This is a genomic window from Halorubrum sp. BV1, from assembly GCF_000746205.1.
Classification (GTDB): domain Archaea; phylum Halobacteriota; class Halobacteria; order Halobacteriales; family Haloferacaceae; genus Halorubrum.
Map to the genome: position 1 here is coordinate 606196 of NZ_JQKV01000001.1, position 16127 is coordinate 622322.

Annotated in this window: 15 protein-coding genes, 1 tRNA gene and 1 pseudogene; 8 read left to right on the top strand and 9 right to left on the bottom strand. The window is 66.4% G+C overall.

The window, feature by feature from the left end; all coding sequences use genetic code 11:
* Window positions 1-90 precede the first annotated feature (90 nt).
* Complete coding sequence (locus EP28_RS02960) at window positions 91-2394, top strand: DUF7527 domain-containing protein (protein ID WP_049982507.1); 2304 nt, start codon at window positions 91-93, stop codon at window positions 2392-2394.
* Window positions 2395-2459: 65 nt separating this feature from the next.
* Here the strand turns inward: EP28_RS02960 and EP28_RS02965 are convergent, their stop codons facing one another.
* Window positions 2460-2765, bottom strand: a complete 306-nt coding sequence (locus tag EP28_RS02965; protein WP_004595838.1) for a hypothetical protein — start codon at window positions 2763-2765, stop codon at window positions 2460-2462.
* A 280-nt stretch (window positions 2766-3045) separates the two neighbouring features.
* Between EP28_RS02965 and EP28_RS02970 the strand changes: the two genes are divergently transcribed.
* The gene (locus tag EP28_RS02970) at window positions 3046-4398 is read left to right on the top strand and encodes an adenylosuccinate synthase (RefSeq protein WP_049982508.1); all 1353 of its coding nucleotides are present in this window, start codon (window positions 3046-3048) and stop codon (window positions 4396-4398) included.
* Between the two features lie 16 nt (window positions 4399-4414).
* On the opposite strand, the pseudogene EP28_RS14040 reads toward EP28_RS02970, so the two are convergent.
* A pseudogene (locus EP28_RS14040) lies at window positions 4415-4574 on the bottom strand (aldo/keto reductase); the annotation flags it as partial.
* A gap of 88 nt (window positions 4575-4662) precedes the next feature.
* Between EP28_RS14040 and EP28_RS02975 the strand changes: the two are divergent.
* Window positions 4663-5061 carry an OsmC family protein gene (locus tag EP28_RS02975; RefSeq protein ID WP_049982509.1) on the top strand — a complete coding sequence of 133 codons (399 nt, stop codon included), beginning with the start codon at window positions 4663-4665 and terminating at the stop codon, window positions 5059-5061.
* A gap of 68 nt (window positions 5062-5129) precedes the next feature.
* On the opposite strand, the gene EP28_RS02980 is transcribed toward EP28_RS02975, so the two are convergent.
* Both EP28_RS02980 and EP28_RS02985 read right to left on the bottom strand, forming a co-directional pair.
* Entirely contained in the window at window positions 5130-7703 is a 2574-nt protein-coding gene (locus EP28_RS02980) for a PAS domain S-box protein (RefSeq protein WP_049982510.1), read from the bottom strand.
* A 58-nt stretch (window positions 7704-7761) separates the two neighbouring features.
* A complete protein-coding gene (locus tag EP28_RS02985) occupies window positions 7762-7947 on the bottom strand; it encodes a hypothetical protein (protein ID WP_049982511.1) in 186 nt (61 codons plus the stop codon).
* 283 nt (window positions 7948-8230) lie between these two features.
* Here EP28_RS02985 and EP28_RS02990 point away from each other — a divergent pair, with 283 nt between their 5' ends.
* From EP28_RS02990 to EP28_RS03000, 3 genes are all read left to right on the top strand, one after another.
* Window positions 8231-8644, top strand: coding sequence for a hypothetical protein (locus EP28_RS02990; protein WP_155118421.1), 414 nt, complete (start codon window positions 8231-8233; stop codon window positions 8642-8644).
* Window positions 8645-8713: 69 nt separating this feature from the next.
* Window positions 8714-10312 carry a tryptophan--tRNA ligase gene (locus EP28_RS02995; RefSeq protein ID WP_049982513.1) on the top strand — a complete coding sequence of 533 codons (1599 nt, stop codon included), beginning with the start codon at window positions 8714-8716 and terminating at the stop codon, window positions 10310-10312.
* 139 nt (window positions 10313-10451) lie between these two features.
* A complete protein-coding gene (locus EP28_RS03000) occupies window positions 10452-11519 on the top strand; it encodes a type II glyceraldehyde-3-phosphate dehydrogenase (protein ID WP_049982514.1) in 1068 nt (355 codons plus the stop codon).
* Window positions 11520-11600: 81 nt separating this feature from the next.
* On the opposite strand, the gene EP28_RS14325 is transcribed toward EP28_RS03000, so the two are convergent.
* The 3 genes from EP28_RS14325 to EP28_RS03010 all read right to left on the bottom strand — a co-directional run bounded on the left by EP28_RS14325 (window position 11601) and on the right by EP28_RS03010 (window position 12839).
* Window positions 11601-11777 carry a hypothetical protein gene (locus tag EP28_RS14325; RefSeq protein WP_196219591.1) on the bottom strand — a complete coding sequence of 59 codons (177 nt, stop codon included), beginning with the start codon at window positions 11775-11777 and terminating at the stop codon, window positions 11601-11603.
* A gap of 115 nt (window positions 11778-11892) precedes the next feature.
* On the bottom strand, window positions 11893-12183 hold the full coding sequence (locus EP28_RS03005; RefSeq protein WP_049982515.1) for a WNWW family protein: 291 nt from the start codon (window positions 12181-12183) through the stop codon (window positions 11893-11895).
* Window positions 12184-12212: 29 nt separating this feature from the next.
* Window positions 12213-12839 (bottom strand): hypothetical protein, encoded by a 627-nt coding sequence (locus EP28_RS03010; RefSeq protein WP_049982516.1) that lies wholly within the window; start codon window positions 12837-12839, stop codon window positions 12213-12215.
* Between the two features lie 123 nt (window positions 12840-12962).
* Here EP28_RS03010 and EP28_RS03015 point away from each other — a divergent pair, with 123 nt between their 5' ends.
* Both EP28_RS03015 and EP28_RS03020 read left to right on the top strand, forming a co-directional pair.
* Entirely contained in the window at window positions 12963-13325 is a 363-nt protein-coding gene (locus tag EP28_RS03015; protein WP_049982517.1) for a DUF5518 domain-containing protein, read from the top strand.
* Between the two features lie 475 nt (window positions 13326-13800).
* Entirely contained in the window at window positions 13801-14982 is a 1182-nt protein-coding gene (locus EP28_RS03020) for a PAS domain-containing protein (RefSeq protein WP_196219592.1), read from the top strand.
* A 256-nt stretch (window positions 14983-15238) separates the two neighbouring features.
* Here the strand turns inward: EP28_RS03020 and EP28_RS03025 are convergent.
* Together EP28_RS03025 and EP28_RS03030 are read right to left on the bottom strand one after the other, a co-directional pair.
* Window positions 15239-15310 (bottom strand) — tRNA-Ala (locus EP28_RS03025).
* 91 nt (window positions 15311-15401) lie between these two features.
* Window positions 15402-15911: an SRPBCC family protein gene (locus EP28_RS03030; protein ID WP_049982519.1), complete on the bottom strand. Its 510-nt coding sequence runs from the start codon at window positions 15909-15911 to the stop codon at window positions 15402-15404.
* Window positions 15912-16127: the final 216 nt, after the last annotated feature.

Sequence of the window (16127 nt, forward strand, 5' to 3'; positions counted from 1 at the left end):
CGGCGGCGCGATCCACCCGTTCCCGGGCGTCAGACGAGTGTCTCACGGTCCGGAAGCTATATGGGTCAAAGCGGGCGACGTACGCCCAAGATGGACGCACAGCGAAGATCGGAGATCACCGAGTGGGACGCTCGCGAGTTCTCGGACGGGTTCGCCGGGCTATCGCGTCTCGTCGACGGGGAGTTCTCCGGCGCGGCGACCGACGGTATGGCGTGGCTGTTCCTGTTCGAGGGGCGCGTGGTGGGCGTCGCCGACGGCGATCTCGACGGGTTCGCGGACGCGTCCGGGACCGTCTACGAGGCCCCACACGAGGTCCTTCCGGTCCTGTTCGCCATGCAGGAACGGGGCGGCGAGCCGCGGGCGCAGTACTACACGAACGACACGTCGCTCTCGGAGGCCGACCGCAAGCTCTCACAGGGGGGGTTCACCGGCTACGTCGAGCTGTCTGAGAACGTGCTCTCGGGCGACTACTACGTCACGTACACCGCCGGGGAGTCGATGGCCGCGGCGTACGTGGGCAACTCGCGTCGGCTCGAAACCGGCGACGACGCGTTCGAACTGGCCGACGACGAGGTCGGTATCTACACCGTCTACGAGGTCGAACTCGACGTCCGCGACCTGCCGTCGGGCGGCGACGCGTCGGGCGGCGCGTCGGCCGACGAGGTAACGGCGTCCGGGTCGGTCGGGAGCAAAGAGGAGACGACCGTCGGCGACGCTGAACCGGCCGCGGGCGACGCGGAGGCGACCGCGGCGGACGACGCGCTGAGAGACGCCGGGGTGGTCGACGACGCACCGGCGGACTCGGAAGACGCGACGCCCGATCCCGTCGTCGCCGATCCGTCGGACGAGCCGACGGGTGACGCGGGGCTCGACCCCGACGAGGCGGACGACGACGCCGACACCGGGGGCGATAGCTCCGGCGACGACGAGGACGGGCGCGACGATGGCCTCGACGGCGACGAGGACGGTCGCGACCACGTCAGTGCGGGGCCGAGACGAGCCGCGGATACGGCCAGTGACGCGTCGGCCGCGCCCCCGGAGTCAACGCGTGAATCGGACCGGAGCGCGACTGGACCGGCGCTCGACGGCCGGGAGCCGGATAACGGGTCCACGCCGGCGCGAGGCGCGTCCGCCGAGCGCGCGGAGACCACCGGCGACGCATCGGCGTCCCCGGCTGACGGCCCGGCGTCGCCCGCAGACGACGACGTCTTTTCGGAGGAAGAGCAGTGGCGCGAGCAGAAGTCGATCCCGGCACTCGACCCGGACGAGGCGAGTCCGCCGCCGGATCGCGGAGCGAAGTCCGACGAGACGAACGGGAACCGGAGCCGCTCGGCCGACCGCCGGTCGACGGACCGATCCGGACCGAACGGCGCAGCGGTGGCACAGCAGTCGGAACGCCGGGGGGCGAACGCACCGACGGCCGAACGAGCCACGGCGCGAATCCGGGAACTCGAAGCCGCGCTCGAAACGGCGACGGAAGCGCGTGAGTCGCTGGCGGAGGAACGCGACAGGCTCGCCGCCGAGCGCGACGAGATCGCGGGTGAGCGCGACGACCTCGCCGCCGAGATCGACAGGCTCGAAACCGAGGTCTCGACGCTCCGCGAGGAGCGAGACCGGCTCCGCGAGGAGCTGTCGTCCGTACGCGATCGGCTCCCAGAGAGCGACCGGAGCTTGTCGGCCGCCGAGGCGCGCAAGGGGACGAACCTCTTCGTCCGATACGACTCCAAGGGCGGCGCGACTCTCGAAGACGCGCACGACGGTGCAGTGGACCGAGACGCCCTGAGGGAGAACCTCCGGATCGAACACCACACGAGCTTCGAGACCGACGGACTCGCCGTCGAGGGACGCCCGTACGAGGAGTTCCTGCGGGAGACGATCGAGTACGGATTCACGCGGTGGCTCGTCGAGGATCTCCCGTTCGAGGTGATCGAGACCGGCAGCCAGAGCGTGCTTCGCGACCTGTACGACGCGCTTCCCGAGATCGACCGCGCCGAGATCGGCGGGTCGGTGTCGATCGCGGTCCGGGAGGGCGGCGAAGAGACCCGCGAACAGCGCTCGTTCGACCTCGTCTTACGCGATCGGATGGGGAACCCGCTTTTCGTCGCCGACCTCAACGACAGTCGCGACCCGACCGCGGAGGGAACCCTGGAGTCGATCGTGGCGAACGGCCGGGACATCGCGGAGTCGAACGACTCGTTCGCGGCGGCGTTCGCGGTGACGGAGAGCTTCTTCGAGCCGGGCGCGCTGGAGACGGCGAGCGACGCCGTCGGCGGCGGACTGTTCAGCCGGTCGAAGCGTGCGAGCTTCGTGAAGCTCTCGCGCAAGCGCGGCTACCACCTCTGTCTCGTCGAGGCGCGCGACGGCGGGTTCCACATGACCGTGCCCGACCTCTGAGACGGAGAACGAGAAAGGAGACGCCGGCGGTGACGCAGAAATCGAGACAGCGCGCGGCAGTCAGGTCAGTTTTCCAGTTCGGCGGCGTCGTCGATCCGCATGGAGCCGAGCTTCTCGACCGTTTCGTCGAGCTTCTCGTCGAGTTCGTCGACGAACTCGTGAGTCCGCTCGGTCGTGATCGCGCCCTGACTGGACGGTTCGATGAGGTTCTCCTCTTCGAGCACGCGGAGCGAGTAGCGCACCTTGTGGTGCGGGTAGCCCGTCTCGTTCGACATCTTCACGATGCCGATCGGTTCGTTTTCGATGACCATCCGCAGGACCTGGAGGTGTCGTTCCAGCATGTCTACCTCCTTCTCTAGTCGATCTATCATGGCACATGTTAACTTGTCATGCCCCCGTTTAAAAGTTGCTGTCGGGAGCCGCCGCGGACCGCTCGATCCAACGCTTTGACGTGGGGGGAGTTAACGTGTTCGGTCGCGGGGTTCGGCGAGAGGGGAGAGGCGCGTGACGTTGACGTCACATGCACTGCCTCAGGCGTGCACAAACGGGGACACAATTGGAGGTGACAGTGACTAGTGATCCACCGTTGTGCAATGCGTTCGTCCGCGGACCGTAATCGGTTTTACCCCCCGAAGGGAACACAGCGGTCGTATGACACTCACCATCGTCGGCTCCCAACTGGGTGACGAGGGCAAGGGCGCGCTCGTCGACCGGTGGGGAGGGGACGCGGACGTCGTAGTCCGTTATCAGGGCGGCGACAACGCCGGCCACACCGTCGTCGAAGGGGGCACGGAGTACAAGCTTTCGCTCGTACCGAGCGGCGCGGTCCGAGGCACGGTCGGCATCCTCGGAAACGGCTGTGTCGTCAATCCGCGCACGCTGTTCACGGAGATAGACGACCTGCGCGAGCGCGGGCTCGACCCCGACGTGCGGGTCGCCCGCCGCGCGCACGTCATCATGCCGTATCACCGCGTGCTCGACGGGATCGAAGAGGAGGTCAAAGCCGACGACGACGCCGGCGACGAGGTCGGTACGACCGGCCGCGGGATCGGCCCCACCTACGAGGACAAGGCGGGCCGACGGGGAATTCGGATCGCGGACCTCCTCGCGCCCGACGTGCTCCGCGAGAAGCTCGAATACGCCGTGCCACAGAAGCGCGCGCTCGTCGAGGACGTGTACGGACTCGACCTGGCTGAGGACGACCGCGCCGAGGCGTTCGACGTCGACGCCCTCCACGAGGAGTTCACCCGTATCGGCGAGCGCCTCGCCAACGAGGAGATGACGGTCAACTGCTCGGATTACCTCAACCGCCGCAGCGACGCCGGCGATCGCATCCTCTTCGAGGGCGCACAGGGAACGCACATCGATGTCGACCACGGCAACTACCCGTTCGTCACCTCCTCGAACCCGACGGCTGGTGGAGCCGCGGTCGGCTCGGGGCTCGGGGTCACGACCGTCGGCGGCGGCGAAGTCGTCGGCATCGTGAAGGCGTACCTCTCGCGTGTCGGCTCGGGGCCGCTCCCGACCGAACTCGACGGCGACGCCGAAGAAGAGGCGCTCGCCGACGACATCCGTGAGAAGGGCGGCGAGTTCGGGACGGTCACCGGTCGCCCGCGGCGGATCGGCTGGCTCGATCTCCCGATGTTACGGCACGCCGCGCGCGTCTCGGGGTTCACTGGCGTCGCCGTCAACCACGTCGACGTGCTGGCCGGGCTCGACGAGCTGAAAGTGTGTACGGCCTACGAGATCGACGGGGACGAACTGGACACCGTCCCCACCACGACCGAGCGGTGGGAGCGATGTGAGCCGGTCTACGAGACGCTCGACACCTGGGAGCCGTTCGACTCGGGCGCGGTCGCCGAGGCGGGATACGACGCGCTGCCCGCGGCGGCCCGCGAGTACCTCGCTTTCGTCGCCGACGAGATCGACACGCCGGTGTACGCCGTCGGCGTCGGTCCCGACCGCGAGGAGACGGTCGAACTGACGAACCCGTTCGACGAGTAGTCCACGCGGATCCGTTCTACTGCGGATCGATCCCGTTCAGCCCTATCACGTCCTCGTCCGTCAGCGCCAGCCGCGCGACTCGGAGATTCGATTCGACGTGGTCGACGCTCGACGTTCCCGGAATCGAGAGCGCCACGACAGAGCTGGCGCAGCCACGCGAGCGCGACGTGGTGCGGACCACCCGCCGTGCCGATCGGCGATGGACCACCCGCCGTGCCGATGTCGGCAACCTTTATTCGGCCGCGACCGAACGCTAACCCGACTATGGCAGACATCGAGACCACCACCGTCTCCGAGGACGGGTACGCCTGCACGAGCCAGGTCGGCGACTTCGACCTACAGATCGACGCGACCGACGAGACCGGACCGAACCCGAACGCCGCGCTCATCGCGACGTACGCCTCCTGTTACCTCCCCGCGTTCCGCGTCGGGGGCAGCCAGCGCGGCGAAGACGACCTCGGAAAGGTACAGATCGACGCCAGCGCCGACCTCGACGACGACGACGATCTGGAGGCCATCGCCTTCGACGTTCACGTCGAGGCCGACCTCGACGAGGAGACGGCCGCCGACATCGCCGAGCGCGCAGAGGGAATCTGTCACGTCCACAGCGCCCTCCGCGAGGACCTTCACGCGGAGGTCAGCGTCTACCCGAACGCGTTCTGAGCGTCGGCCGCTGATCGCGCAGACCCGCGTTGCGCTCCGATCCGGTATCTCACTTTTTCGGCCGCGAACTACGGTCGCTCCACGCCGGTGAACTCGAACCGAGCGCCGCCCGACGCAGACGTTGTCAGCGTCACCTCCCACCCGTGTGCCGCGGCGATGCTTTCGACGATCGCGAGCCCAAATCCGGTTCCCGCACCCGACGTCGAGTAGCCGCTCTCGAAGACAGCCTCCCGACGATCGTCGGGAATGCCGGGACCGTCGTCTTCGACGTAAAAACCGTCGGGGAGGTCGCCGATGACGACGCGAGATCCGCCGTGTTCGGCCGCGTTCCGCAGGAGGTTGCCGAGGAGCCGTTTGAGGCGACCGGCGTCCGCGAACAGCGTCTGGTCGGCCTCGACGGTGACGTCTATCGACACGTCGGCGTCGGTACCGGAGTCGCCGTCTGTCGCGGGTCCGTCGGCGGAGCCGTCGATCGGCGCGAACTCGTCTGCGGCGTAGCGGGTCGCCAGTTCGCCGAGGTCGATCGGCTCCGCGTCGTCGACCGCGTCACCCTGCCGCGCGAGCGTGAGCACGTCCTCTATCAGGCGCTCCATCTCGTCGAGCGCGCGCTCGCACCGCTCGTAGTAGTCGTCGTTGCCGGTCTCCATGGCGAGGTGCAGATATCCGGAGAGGACGTTGAGCGGGTTTCTGAGGTCGTGGGAGACAATGCTCGCGAACTCGTCAAGCCGCTCGTTCTCGCGCTCGATCTGCTGTTCGTACGCCTTCCGCTCGGAGATGTCGCGGCTGCTGGCGAGGAACCGCGACTCCCCCTGCACGTCGATGCGACGGACGTGGACTTCGACGGGCAGCGACGTGTCGTCGGCGCGGCGAAACGTCGTCTCTAACCGGACCGTCTCGCCGGTCTCCAGCCCGTCCCAGATCTCGAACGCCTCCGTCTGGTTCATCTGCTCGTCGACGTCCCACACCGCGAGTTCGGTGATCTCGTCGTGGTCGTAGCCGAGTTCGGTGAGCATCGCCCGGTTCGCGTCGACGATCCGCCCCTCGTCGTCGTGGATATCTATCATGTCGGGAGAGCCCTCATAAAGCGCCTCCAGCCGCGCCGAGGTGCGTTCGAGTCGCCGTTGACGGCGGCGCTCCGTGGTCACATCGCGGGAGATACTGAGGATGCCGTCGAACTCGCCGTCGATGAGGAGCCGCTGCAGCTCGTAGTCCACGATCGTTCCCGGCTGGTCCGGCAGGTCGAGTTCCACCGTTCCCGAGAGTCGATCGCGGTCGCCCGCGACGAGTTCGTCGAACGGGTCGCCGTCCGCCGTCTCGCGGATGCGGTCCACGAGGAGGCTCGGCTCGCCGGTGAGTTCGTCCGGCGACACGCCGTACTCCGATGCGACGTGATCGTTCACGAGCGAGAAGCGACCCTGTTCGTCGTACTCACACACGCTCTCGGGTAGCTCGTCGAGCAGCCGCCGGTAGCGTTCGAGCGCGCGCTCGCGCGCCTTCTCCTCGGTCACGTCGATGTGAATGCCGACGGCGCGCAGCGGCTCGCCGTCGTCGTCGCGCTCGACGACGCGCCCGCGGTCGCGGATCCACCGCCAGTCGCCCTGTTTCGATCGCATCCGGTGGTCGCACTGGTAGTACTCGGTGTCCCCGTCGAAGTGCGCTTGTAACGCCGCCCACACCCGGTCGATGTCGTCGGGATGGACGCGGTCTTCCCACTCCGAGAGATCGAACGCTATCTCCGAGGGATCGTAGCCGAGCATCGCCGCCCAGCGGTCGTCGAACTGCACCTCGCCGGTGCGGACGTTCCAGTCCCAGACGGCCACGTCGGCACCCTCGACGGCGAGCTGGAGCCGCTCTGACAGCTCTTCTAACTCGCGTTCGCGCGCTTTCCGCTCGGTCACATCTCGAAAGTACGCCGACAGACCGGTCGGCGAGGGGTATACGTCGATCTCGAGATCGGCGTCGATCAGGTCGGCGCGGTACTCGAAGGTCGTCGACTCCCCAGTCTCCATCGCGGAGCGGAGTTCCGATTCGAGAGCCGTCCCTTCGAGTCCCGGGAAACAGTCCCAGATCCGCCGGCCGAGGAGGTCGTCTGCGTCCCGACCGAGGAGTTCGATCGCGTGGTCGTTGAGATACGTGAGTCGCCAGTCGTCGTCCAGCCCGCAGAAGGCGTCGGTCATCCGGTCGAGGTGGTCGGTGAGCCGTCGTTCCGCGCGGGTCCGCGAGACGGCGTCTTCGATCCGAGAGACGAGCGTTGCAAACGGGTCCGAAAACTCCTCCTTCGGTACGTACTCGTCGACGCCCGCAGAGACGGCCTCGCTCGCGACGGTCCCCGACCCGTCCCTGACGAACAGGACGAACGGCAGATCGCCGTGCCGGTCGCGAACCGCTTCGAGGAGGTCGATACCGTGCCCCTCGGGAAGATCGTGTTCGCTGACGACGCAGTCGACCGTTCCGCTATCCAGCGTCCGGAGCACCTCGTCGCGGTCCGTCGTCGCCGTGGCCGTGACACGGGCGTTACGCCGGACGATCGCCGTGGCGATCGCGTCTGCGGCGCGGTCGTCTCCGGAAACAACGAGAACGTCGATCGGGGCTTCGGCCGCAGCCCCCGCGCCGGCTGACGATCCCGCCTCTCGTTCCGTCATTCGATAGTGCTCACGGGACTCAATATGATAATCGTTCGCATATCGCTGCCCGCGAGTGTCATCCGCCCGCGTAGGTGACCACCGCGCTGGAGGCGGCGTAGCCGATGGCGGCGACGACGCCACCCGCCGCGAGCGCGAGCACGAAGTCTCGCCCGAGCGCGTACGCCGACAGGAACCCTACCATGCCCGCACCGTTCGCGCACAGGAGGCGGAGTGTCCGGTAGTTCGGTGTCCGAGAACTCACGCGTTCGCTACGCGGCACGACGACAAAAACACCGCGCTGCGGTCTGCGGTGCGTGTCCCCGGAGGCCGCGGAGCCGGCCACCGGTCCGAGTCGGGGACCGTGACACACCGGGGATCTGTTTAGGGGGGATGCCGCGGCCACCCCGGGTATGCGACGCCAACGAAGCGCCGACCGGGACCGAGAGATCGGCGGACGGTCGGCGCGCGGCCAGCGGCGAACACGCGGCCGAGGCCGGGCGCGCGGCCGGCGGCGAACACCCGGACGACAGCGGACGACCGACCGGATGCAGTCAACCGACCGGCGACCCCGGAGCCGGCCGCGACGGTCGCGCCGGTCCGATCGCTCGCGGCCGCGAGAGAGACGGATCGGCGGCGGTCGGCGGCGTCGATTCGTCCGAACTGCGGCGGGCGCGGTCGTCGCGATCGGGGCGTCGATCCCGCCAGCCGCCGGCCTCGCTGCGGTCGCGGCCGCCGTGTTGGGAGACGGAGATGGCCTGATCGAAACGGCAGGTGGGTCGGACGCGATCGCGGTGGGGCTCGGTTCGGATGTCGTCGTCCCGGCGGCGGCCTCCGCGATCTGGACTGCCGGCGGTGAGTGGACGCTCCTCGTCGCGGCCCTCCTCGTGTTCGGCGGCTGGGTGGTGTCTGCGGCGACGGCGGTGCGGGTCGCCGCTCGGATCGCCGCGTTGCGCGCGTGAGCCCCCACCGGCGTCCGTCGCGACGGGCGCAAGCGAACGGTTTTTGCATCGACCGACGGGAGGAGGCGTATGGACGAGGACACCCCCGGCGACGGCGGGACAGAGCGCGCGGACGCCGAACCGAGCGAGGACGTCGCGCTCGACCCGTGGGGGTCGGCGTCGGTCGGCGACTACGCTGACCTGTTCGCGGAGTTCGGCATCGAGGCGTTCGACGACGTCGCCGACGACGTGACCGACCCGCACTACCTGATGCGACGCGGCGTCATCTTCGGCCACCGCGAGTACGACGCGGTCGCGGAGGCGATGGCGAACGACGAGCCGTTCGCGGCCCTTTCCGGGTTCATGCCGACGGGTGATCCGCACATCGGCCACAAACTCGTCTTCGACGAGATCATCTGGCACCAACGGCAGGGCGCGGACGCCTTCGGGCTGATCGCGGATCTGGAGGCACACTCCGCGCGCGGGATGTCGTGGGACGAGATCGACGAGCACGCCCGGAACTATCTGCTGTCGCTCTTGGCGCTCGGCTTCGACGCCGAGGAGGGCGAACTCTACCGGCAGTCCGACAACCGCGCGGTCCAAGATTTGGGGTTCGAACTCGGCTCGAAGGCGAACTTCTCCGAGTTCGAGGCGATCTACGGGTTCGACGGCGAGACGAACATCTCACACATGCAAAGCGTCGTGACCCAGACGGCCGACATCCTCTACCCCCAGCTCGTCGACGAGCCGAAACCCACGGTGATCCCGGTCGGTCCCGACCAGGACCCGCACGTCCGGCTCACTCGCGATCTGGCGACCCGGGTGCGGTACTTCAAGGTGACAGAGGCGTTCGCGAGTTTCGAGCTGGACGACGACGAACGACGGCTCGTGCGGGCGGCGTACGACGCGCTCGCCGCCGACGTCGACGACGCGGAGACCGACGTGCGGTGTGCGGAGGCCGCCGACTGGCTCGCGGAGTACGAGCCGCCCGAATCCGGAGACGACGACGCTCCCCTCGCCGACGCGAAGCCGAGCGCGCTCGACAAACTTCGCGCTGGCGGGAAAGAACCGCTCCGTCCACGAGTCCGCTTCTTCGATCGAAACGCCACCGACGAGGCGTTCGAGGCGCTCATCGAGGCCGTCGACGGTGAAAAGCGCGTCTTCGAGGGGCACGTCGACGCCTTCGGTCTCACTCGCAGCGAGGCCGAGTCGCTGGCGCGGGAAGTCGAGATCGAGACTGGCGGCTTCGGCTTTCGGCAGCCCTCCTCGATCTATCATCGATTCATGACCGGGCTCACCGGCGGGAAGATGTCCTCTTCTATCCCGGCGAGCCACATCTCGCTTTTAGACGACCCCGAGGACGGCTACGACAAGGTGAAGGCGGCGGCGACGGGCGGACGCGACACGGCCGACGAGCAGCGCGAAAAGGGCGGCGAGGCCGACGAGTGTCCCGTCTACGAGCTGTACGCCTACTTGCTCGCCGGCGACGACGATGGGCTGACGAAGACCGTGTACTCCGAGTGCGTCAACGGCGAACGCCTCTGTGGCGGCTGCAAGGAACAGGCGGCAGAGCTGATGCGGGAGTTCCTCGAAGAGCACCAAGCGAAGCGCGAGGAGGCGGAGGCTCTGCTCGACGACCTCGACATCGATCTCGACTCGGACCGGCGGGGGACCGGCGGCGAGCACTGATACTACATTATTTCGAAACGGAGTTGTTTACGTCCACTCCGTAGCGAGGTCGAATAAACCGACGGATTACTCACGCCGTAGTTAATTCCAATCCCCGGTTCTCGAAAACATTATGCGGGACCCCGCTCGAATGGGAGATATGACACGCGTGGGCGTCAACGGGTACGGCACGATCGGCAAGCGGGTCGCGGACGCGATCGCGGCCCAACCCGACATGGAACTCGTGGGCGTGACGAAAACCAGTCCGAACTACGGTGCGGAAGCGGCGATCCGACGCGGATACGACTTGTACGCCGCGATCGACGATCGCGTCGGCGAGTTCGAGACCGCAGGGCTCACCGTCTCGGGGACGCTCAGCGACCTGCTCGACGACATCGACGTGATCGTCGACTGCGCTCCCTCCGGGATCGGCGAACAGAATCGCCCGGTCTACGAGGCGCACGACGTCCCCGCCGTGTATCAGGGCGGCGAGGACGCGGACATCGCCGACGCCTCGTTCAACGCCCGCGCGAGCGGCGACGAGGTCGTCGGCGCGGACTCCCTTCGCGTCGTCTCGTGTAACTCTACCGGCCTCTCGCGGATCCTCGCTCCGCTCGACGAGGAATTCGGCGTCGACAAGGCCCGCGTCACGCTCGTCCGCCGCGGCGGTGATCCGAGCGAGACAGACCGGGGGCCGATAAACGACGTGATCCCGGACCCGGCGACGGTTCCCTCACACCACGGTCCGGACGTCAACGAGATCCTTCCCGACATCGACATCGACACCGCGGCGCTCAAAGCGCCCGTGACCGGGATGCACACCCACAGCGTCAACGTCACGCTCGAGTCGGAACCGCCGGCCGCGGCCGTCCGGGACCTGCTCGCCGAGCAGTCTCGGGTGTTTCAGATCCCCGAAAGGGCCGGTATCGACGGGGCGGGAACACTCAAAGACTACGCCTCAGACCTGGGACGACCGCGGGGCGACCTCTGGGAGAACTGCGTCTGGGAGGAGTCCGTGAGCGTCGAGGGTCGGGACCTGTACCTGTTCCAGAACGTCCACCAGGAGGCCGACGTGGTCCCCGAGAACGTCGACGCGGTCCGCACGCTCGCGACGGACGTGTCCCGCGCGGAGTCGGTCGCTCGCACGAACGAGACGCTCGGCGTGGGGCTCGACAGTCTCCTCTCCGACGGTGGCGCGGTGCAAGCGCCGATGGCGGCCGACGACTGACCCGCCCTCCTCTGGACCGTCAACTGGTCACGACCGATGTTCGCCGGAGCGTCCGCAATCGACACCTGTGTCGTCGTCGCGCTACGCCGTCGGCGTCGTGACGAGGAACGCTCGGCCGCCGCGCCGCTCTAAGTGGACTTCGCTTCCACGGACGCGGTTGGCTCTGATCCGGTCCGCGATGCGATCGGTTCGACAGTCGGTGACGTCTACACGCGTCGCGGTCGCGTACCGCGGTCGGTCATCGCTGCTCGCGCTCATATTGGATACGAGGGACCCACCACCAGTATAAGCGAGCCATCCGCGGAGTGAAACTGAAAGTGGTCGCGCCGTCTCTCGGCGGTATGGGCACCCAACGGACACCCGTGGCCGCCGGCTATCGACGGGGGTCGCCGTCCGCGACGACCCGGACCGCGAAGTAGTCGTAGCCGCCGTACGCGACGTCGAGCGCCCCGATCCACCAGTTCCAGCGATCGACGACCGACGACCCATCGGGCGCGTCATCGAGGTTCGCAACCACTTCGGGGACAGTGAGCGCGTGTCCGCGGTCGCGGGAGGGCCGTCCCGAGTCGGCGAGATCGGTCGCGGCGCGGGCGACAGCACGCCTCGCTTCCAGAGTGCCACCGAACGCGTCCGCCAGTTCCCGTTCGAGCCGGCGTCTGTCCATGCGGCTGCTACGGTGGGACGGTACTTGAGTCACAGCCGCGCCGCGAGTGCGAGAAACAGGAGGCTGAGGGGTGCGGTCAGGAGAGCCAGAAGCAGCCCGGCGGCCCCCTCGTCGCGATGGTCGGCTCGTTCGGATCGACGCGCACCGTCGTCCCCCCCGGAACGCACGAGGTGGGGGAGCACGAAAAGCACCGACGCGAGCGGCCAGAGCCCACCGACCACGCCCCTCGGAACGATCACGAACAGACCGACCGTGGCGATACAACCTCCGAGAACCCACCGCGGACGAAGCGACGAGAAGTCTATCGCCTCGCGCAGCGACCCCGACTCGGGCACCCACTCCGAGCGCGCGACGGCCACGACCGGCAACAGCGAAATCACCGTCGCTGCGACCAAGAGAACGCCGAGTGCGATCGGGGACCCGCCGGACGTGAGCCCTGTCGCGAGGGCGAGACCCAGCGCAGCGAGCGCTGTGACGACCGCCGCGGCGATCACGGCGGCGACACCGAGGGCCGCAGAACGGGATCGATCGTATCTGACTGGACCCCACTCGACCGTGCCGATGGCCGCGCCGTCGACCCCGGATATCTCGTCACGCGACGTTTCGGCGGAGCCGGTTCGCCCGCTCGTCGGCGGGGCGCTCCGTCCGGAGGGCATACCGACCGCTTCGAGTCGGACCGATACAAATCGTCGTCGGGACGTCGACAGTGAGCGGCGGGGGCGTCGACGCGCGACTGCTGGACCGTGAGAGGCTTTTGTGCGCGTCTCGTAGGTATCCGTATGACCAACTGGCGCGCGGTCGGCTACGGGTTCGTCGTGATGATAATTGCCGGACTGCTCGCGACGTTCGCTCCGATCGTCGGTCACGTCGGAGCGGGACTGATCGGCGGCTTCGTGGCCGGCTACGTCGCCGGCGGCGGACTGGGATCCGGGATCTGGCACGGCCTGCTCGCGGGCTCCGTTGGCGGTATCGTCGTCACGCTGACACTGGCCGTGATCGGCGGCCTCGTCGGACTCGTCGGCGGACCGCTCGGGAGCCTGCTCGGCGGTGCCGGCGTCCTCGTCGTGGGACTCTTCGTGACCCTCCTGCTCGCCGTCGACTCGGCGCTAGCCGGGGCGATAGGCGGCGTGCTCGGCGACTAACGGCGCTCGCAGAGAACCGAGAGCCAAACCGAGGCCGTTGGCGTCCGCGTCGTCTATCGGTGACGGTGGATCGGCGGTACTGCTGGCGATCGCTGCCATCTTTCCCGCGCTGAAGCGCGAGGCGTCCGCCTCGACCTCCGTAATCTTCTGATCCAGTATCTATCGATCCGGGGTTGAGAACGCAAGACTGCATATGCCTAGTGATATTTTCCACACGCACACCCGGTTCTGCGGGTACTACGACTGCCAGCCACGAGCACGGGCCGCGAAATCAGCCTGATCGAGGAGGACGAGGGCGGTTGGTCGGCGATCGAACTGATCAGGAAAGCCCACGATACGGACACGGACACACCGAGATCAGACGCTCCCTGAGACGATGGGGCACTCGAAAAAGCGTTTGTGCGTGATAGTTATATATCTTATATTAAACATGATACAACCCATGATTTATCAAGTCCTCTTTCTGTTTTGGACTATGATGACAGATACCGCCCTTGGGGGATTTCAAGGGGCTATCGATGAGCCGGATTTTATCCCCACTATTGGGAAAGAAGTCCAGATCCTCCACATCGATGACGATCGCGATTTCGCTGACTTGGTCTCGGTGTTTCTTCACCGTGAGCGAGATTACTTCGACGTCGTGTCAAAAAACGACCCGAGAGACGGGCTTGACTATCTGAACGAAGCCGACGTGGACTGCATAGTTGCTGACTACGAGATGCCGATATTAGACGGGCTGGACGTGCTCGACCGGGTCAGAGACGATTTCGCAGATCTCCCATTCATTTTGTTCACCGGGAAAGGAAGCGAAGAGATAGCCAGTGAAGCCATCTCTAACGGAGTCACTGAATACCTGCAAAAGGGCGGCGGGAGGGAGCAGTACGAGGTGCTGGCCAACCGTATCGAACAGGCCGTGGCGCGACACCGAGCAGAGCGACAGGTGACACGGGGGTTTCACGCGATCGAGACGGCGCTCGACGGTATCAGCCTCCTTGATCGAGAGGGTCGGTTTATCTACGTTAACAAGTCGTACGCCGACATCACCGGGTATGATCGCGGAGAGTTGCTCGGCGAACAGTGGGAGATTCTGTACCGAGACGAGGAGATAGATCGTGTCCACGACGAGATGCTCCCCCAAGCGCGGGCAAACAAGTGGGAGGGACGGACCGTCTACGTGCGTAAGGACGGTGATTTGGTCGAGGTCGACCACCGCCTCACCTACACGAGCGATGACACGATGATTTGCACTATCTCCGATAATCCGGAGGCGGAAGAGGTTCGTGAGGAACTCTCGTTGAAAGAACAGGCGATCGATAAAGCGCCCGTCGGGATTACGATTACGGATCCCAGCAGGGACGACAACCCAATTATGTACATAAATGACTGGTTTGTCGAGCTGACCGGATACTCCCGCGAGGAAGTCCTCGGACGGAACTGCCGGTTTTTGCAAGGCAAGGAAACGCAAGAGGAGACGAGAGCAGCGATGCGAGACGCGATCGCCAGCGCCGAACCCGTCACCGTCGAACTGCGGAATTACCGGAAAGACGGCGAGATGTTCTGGAACCGCGTCACTATTACACCGATATCGGGGGAGGACGGAGAGATCGAGCGCTTCGTCGGCTTCCAGCAGGATGTAACAGAGCGACGGGAGAGGTGATCCGACCGGTCGATACGTGTGACCCTGTGCTGATCGATCACTCTCTGTCGCAGATCAATCTTGGTTCACACCGCATTCGCGTGTATCAGCAGGGTACCTCCGACATCGACTGAGAATGTCGGTAAAGCCGGCCATCAAATCGCGTTCGCTGAGAATACGCGCCGCTCACGACGCTGCTCGCGGCGCAAAATCATAGACTCGCGGGGGTCTCGTGAGCGAAGCGAACGGGACCACGCGAGGGAACGAACGAAGTGAGTGGACTCGCGGGGATTTGAACCCCGGGCCTTCCCCGTGCCAGGGGGATGATCTACCACTGATCTACGAGCCCTTGTACGCACTCGTCAGTTTCCGGGTGAATATATTAAGGCCTTCGACTCGATGATGAAGGTCGCGGCCATCGTGAAGTGAGACGCGTCGGATCAGATGCGCTCGGAATCTACGTACACGTCGAGGTCGACGTCGCGCGTCGATCCCTCCAGATCCCGAACGGCGCGCTCGACGACGCGCTCGGCTTCACCGCGGATGAGCGGGATCGCCTTCGTGAGTACCCAGTCGAACGAGACGAGCCGTGGGAGATCGAGCGCGTCCGGGCTGGCGGAGTCGGGATCGAACTCGACTTCGAGGGCGACTTCACAGGAGTCGTCGTGCGGCGTAACCCGCCAGCACCCACCAGCGTCGATGTCTTTCGTGATCTGCCAGTCGATCCGCTCCGGCGGCTCGACGCCCGTGACCTGCGAGTGGGCCGTGTACGTGAGCTTCCACCACGCGAACGTCAGCGCGTAGCGGGTGCCGGGACCGCCATCGCCCGACGCGGTCCGCACGTCGCGGAGATACTCCGTGTAGCGGGCGTACCGGGGAAACTCAAGCAAGAACTCGTACACGTCCTCCGGGTCGGCGTACACGGTCGTTCGTACGACGAGTTCGTCCACACTACCAGATCGGGTTGCAAGCGGTTAAATCCGCCTGTCACGGGTACCTGCACCGCGAACCCCTCGGTTAGGTGTGGCTACAACCGGACGGATTGCTCTTCTAGGCCGGCCCAGACAGTATGTCCTCCGAACGCATATCGAGACGCGGCGTACTCACGACTGGCGCGGGAGCCCTGCCGACGTTGCTCGCGGGCAGTTCCACAGGGAACGAGAATC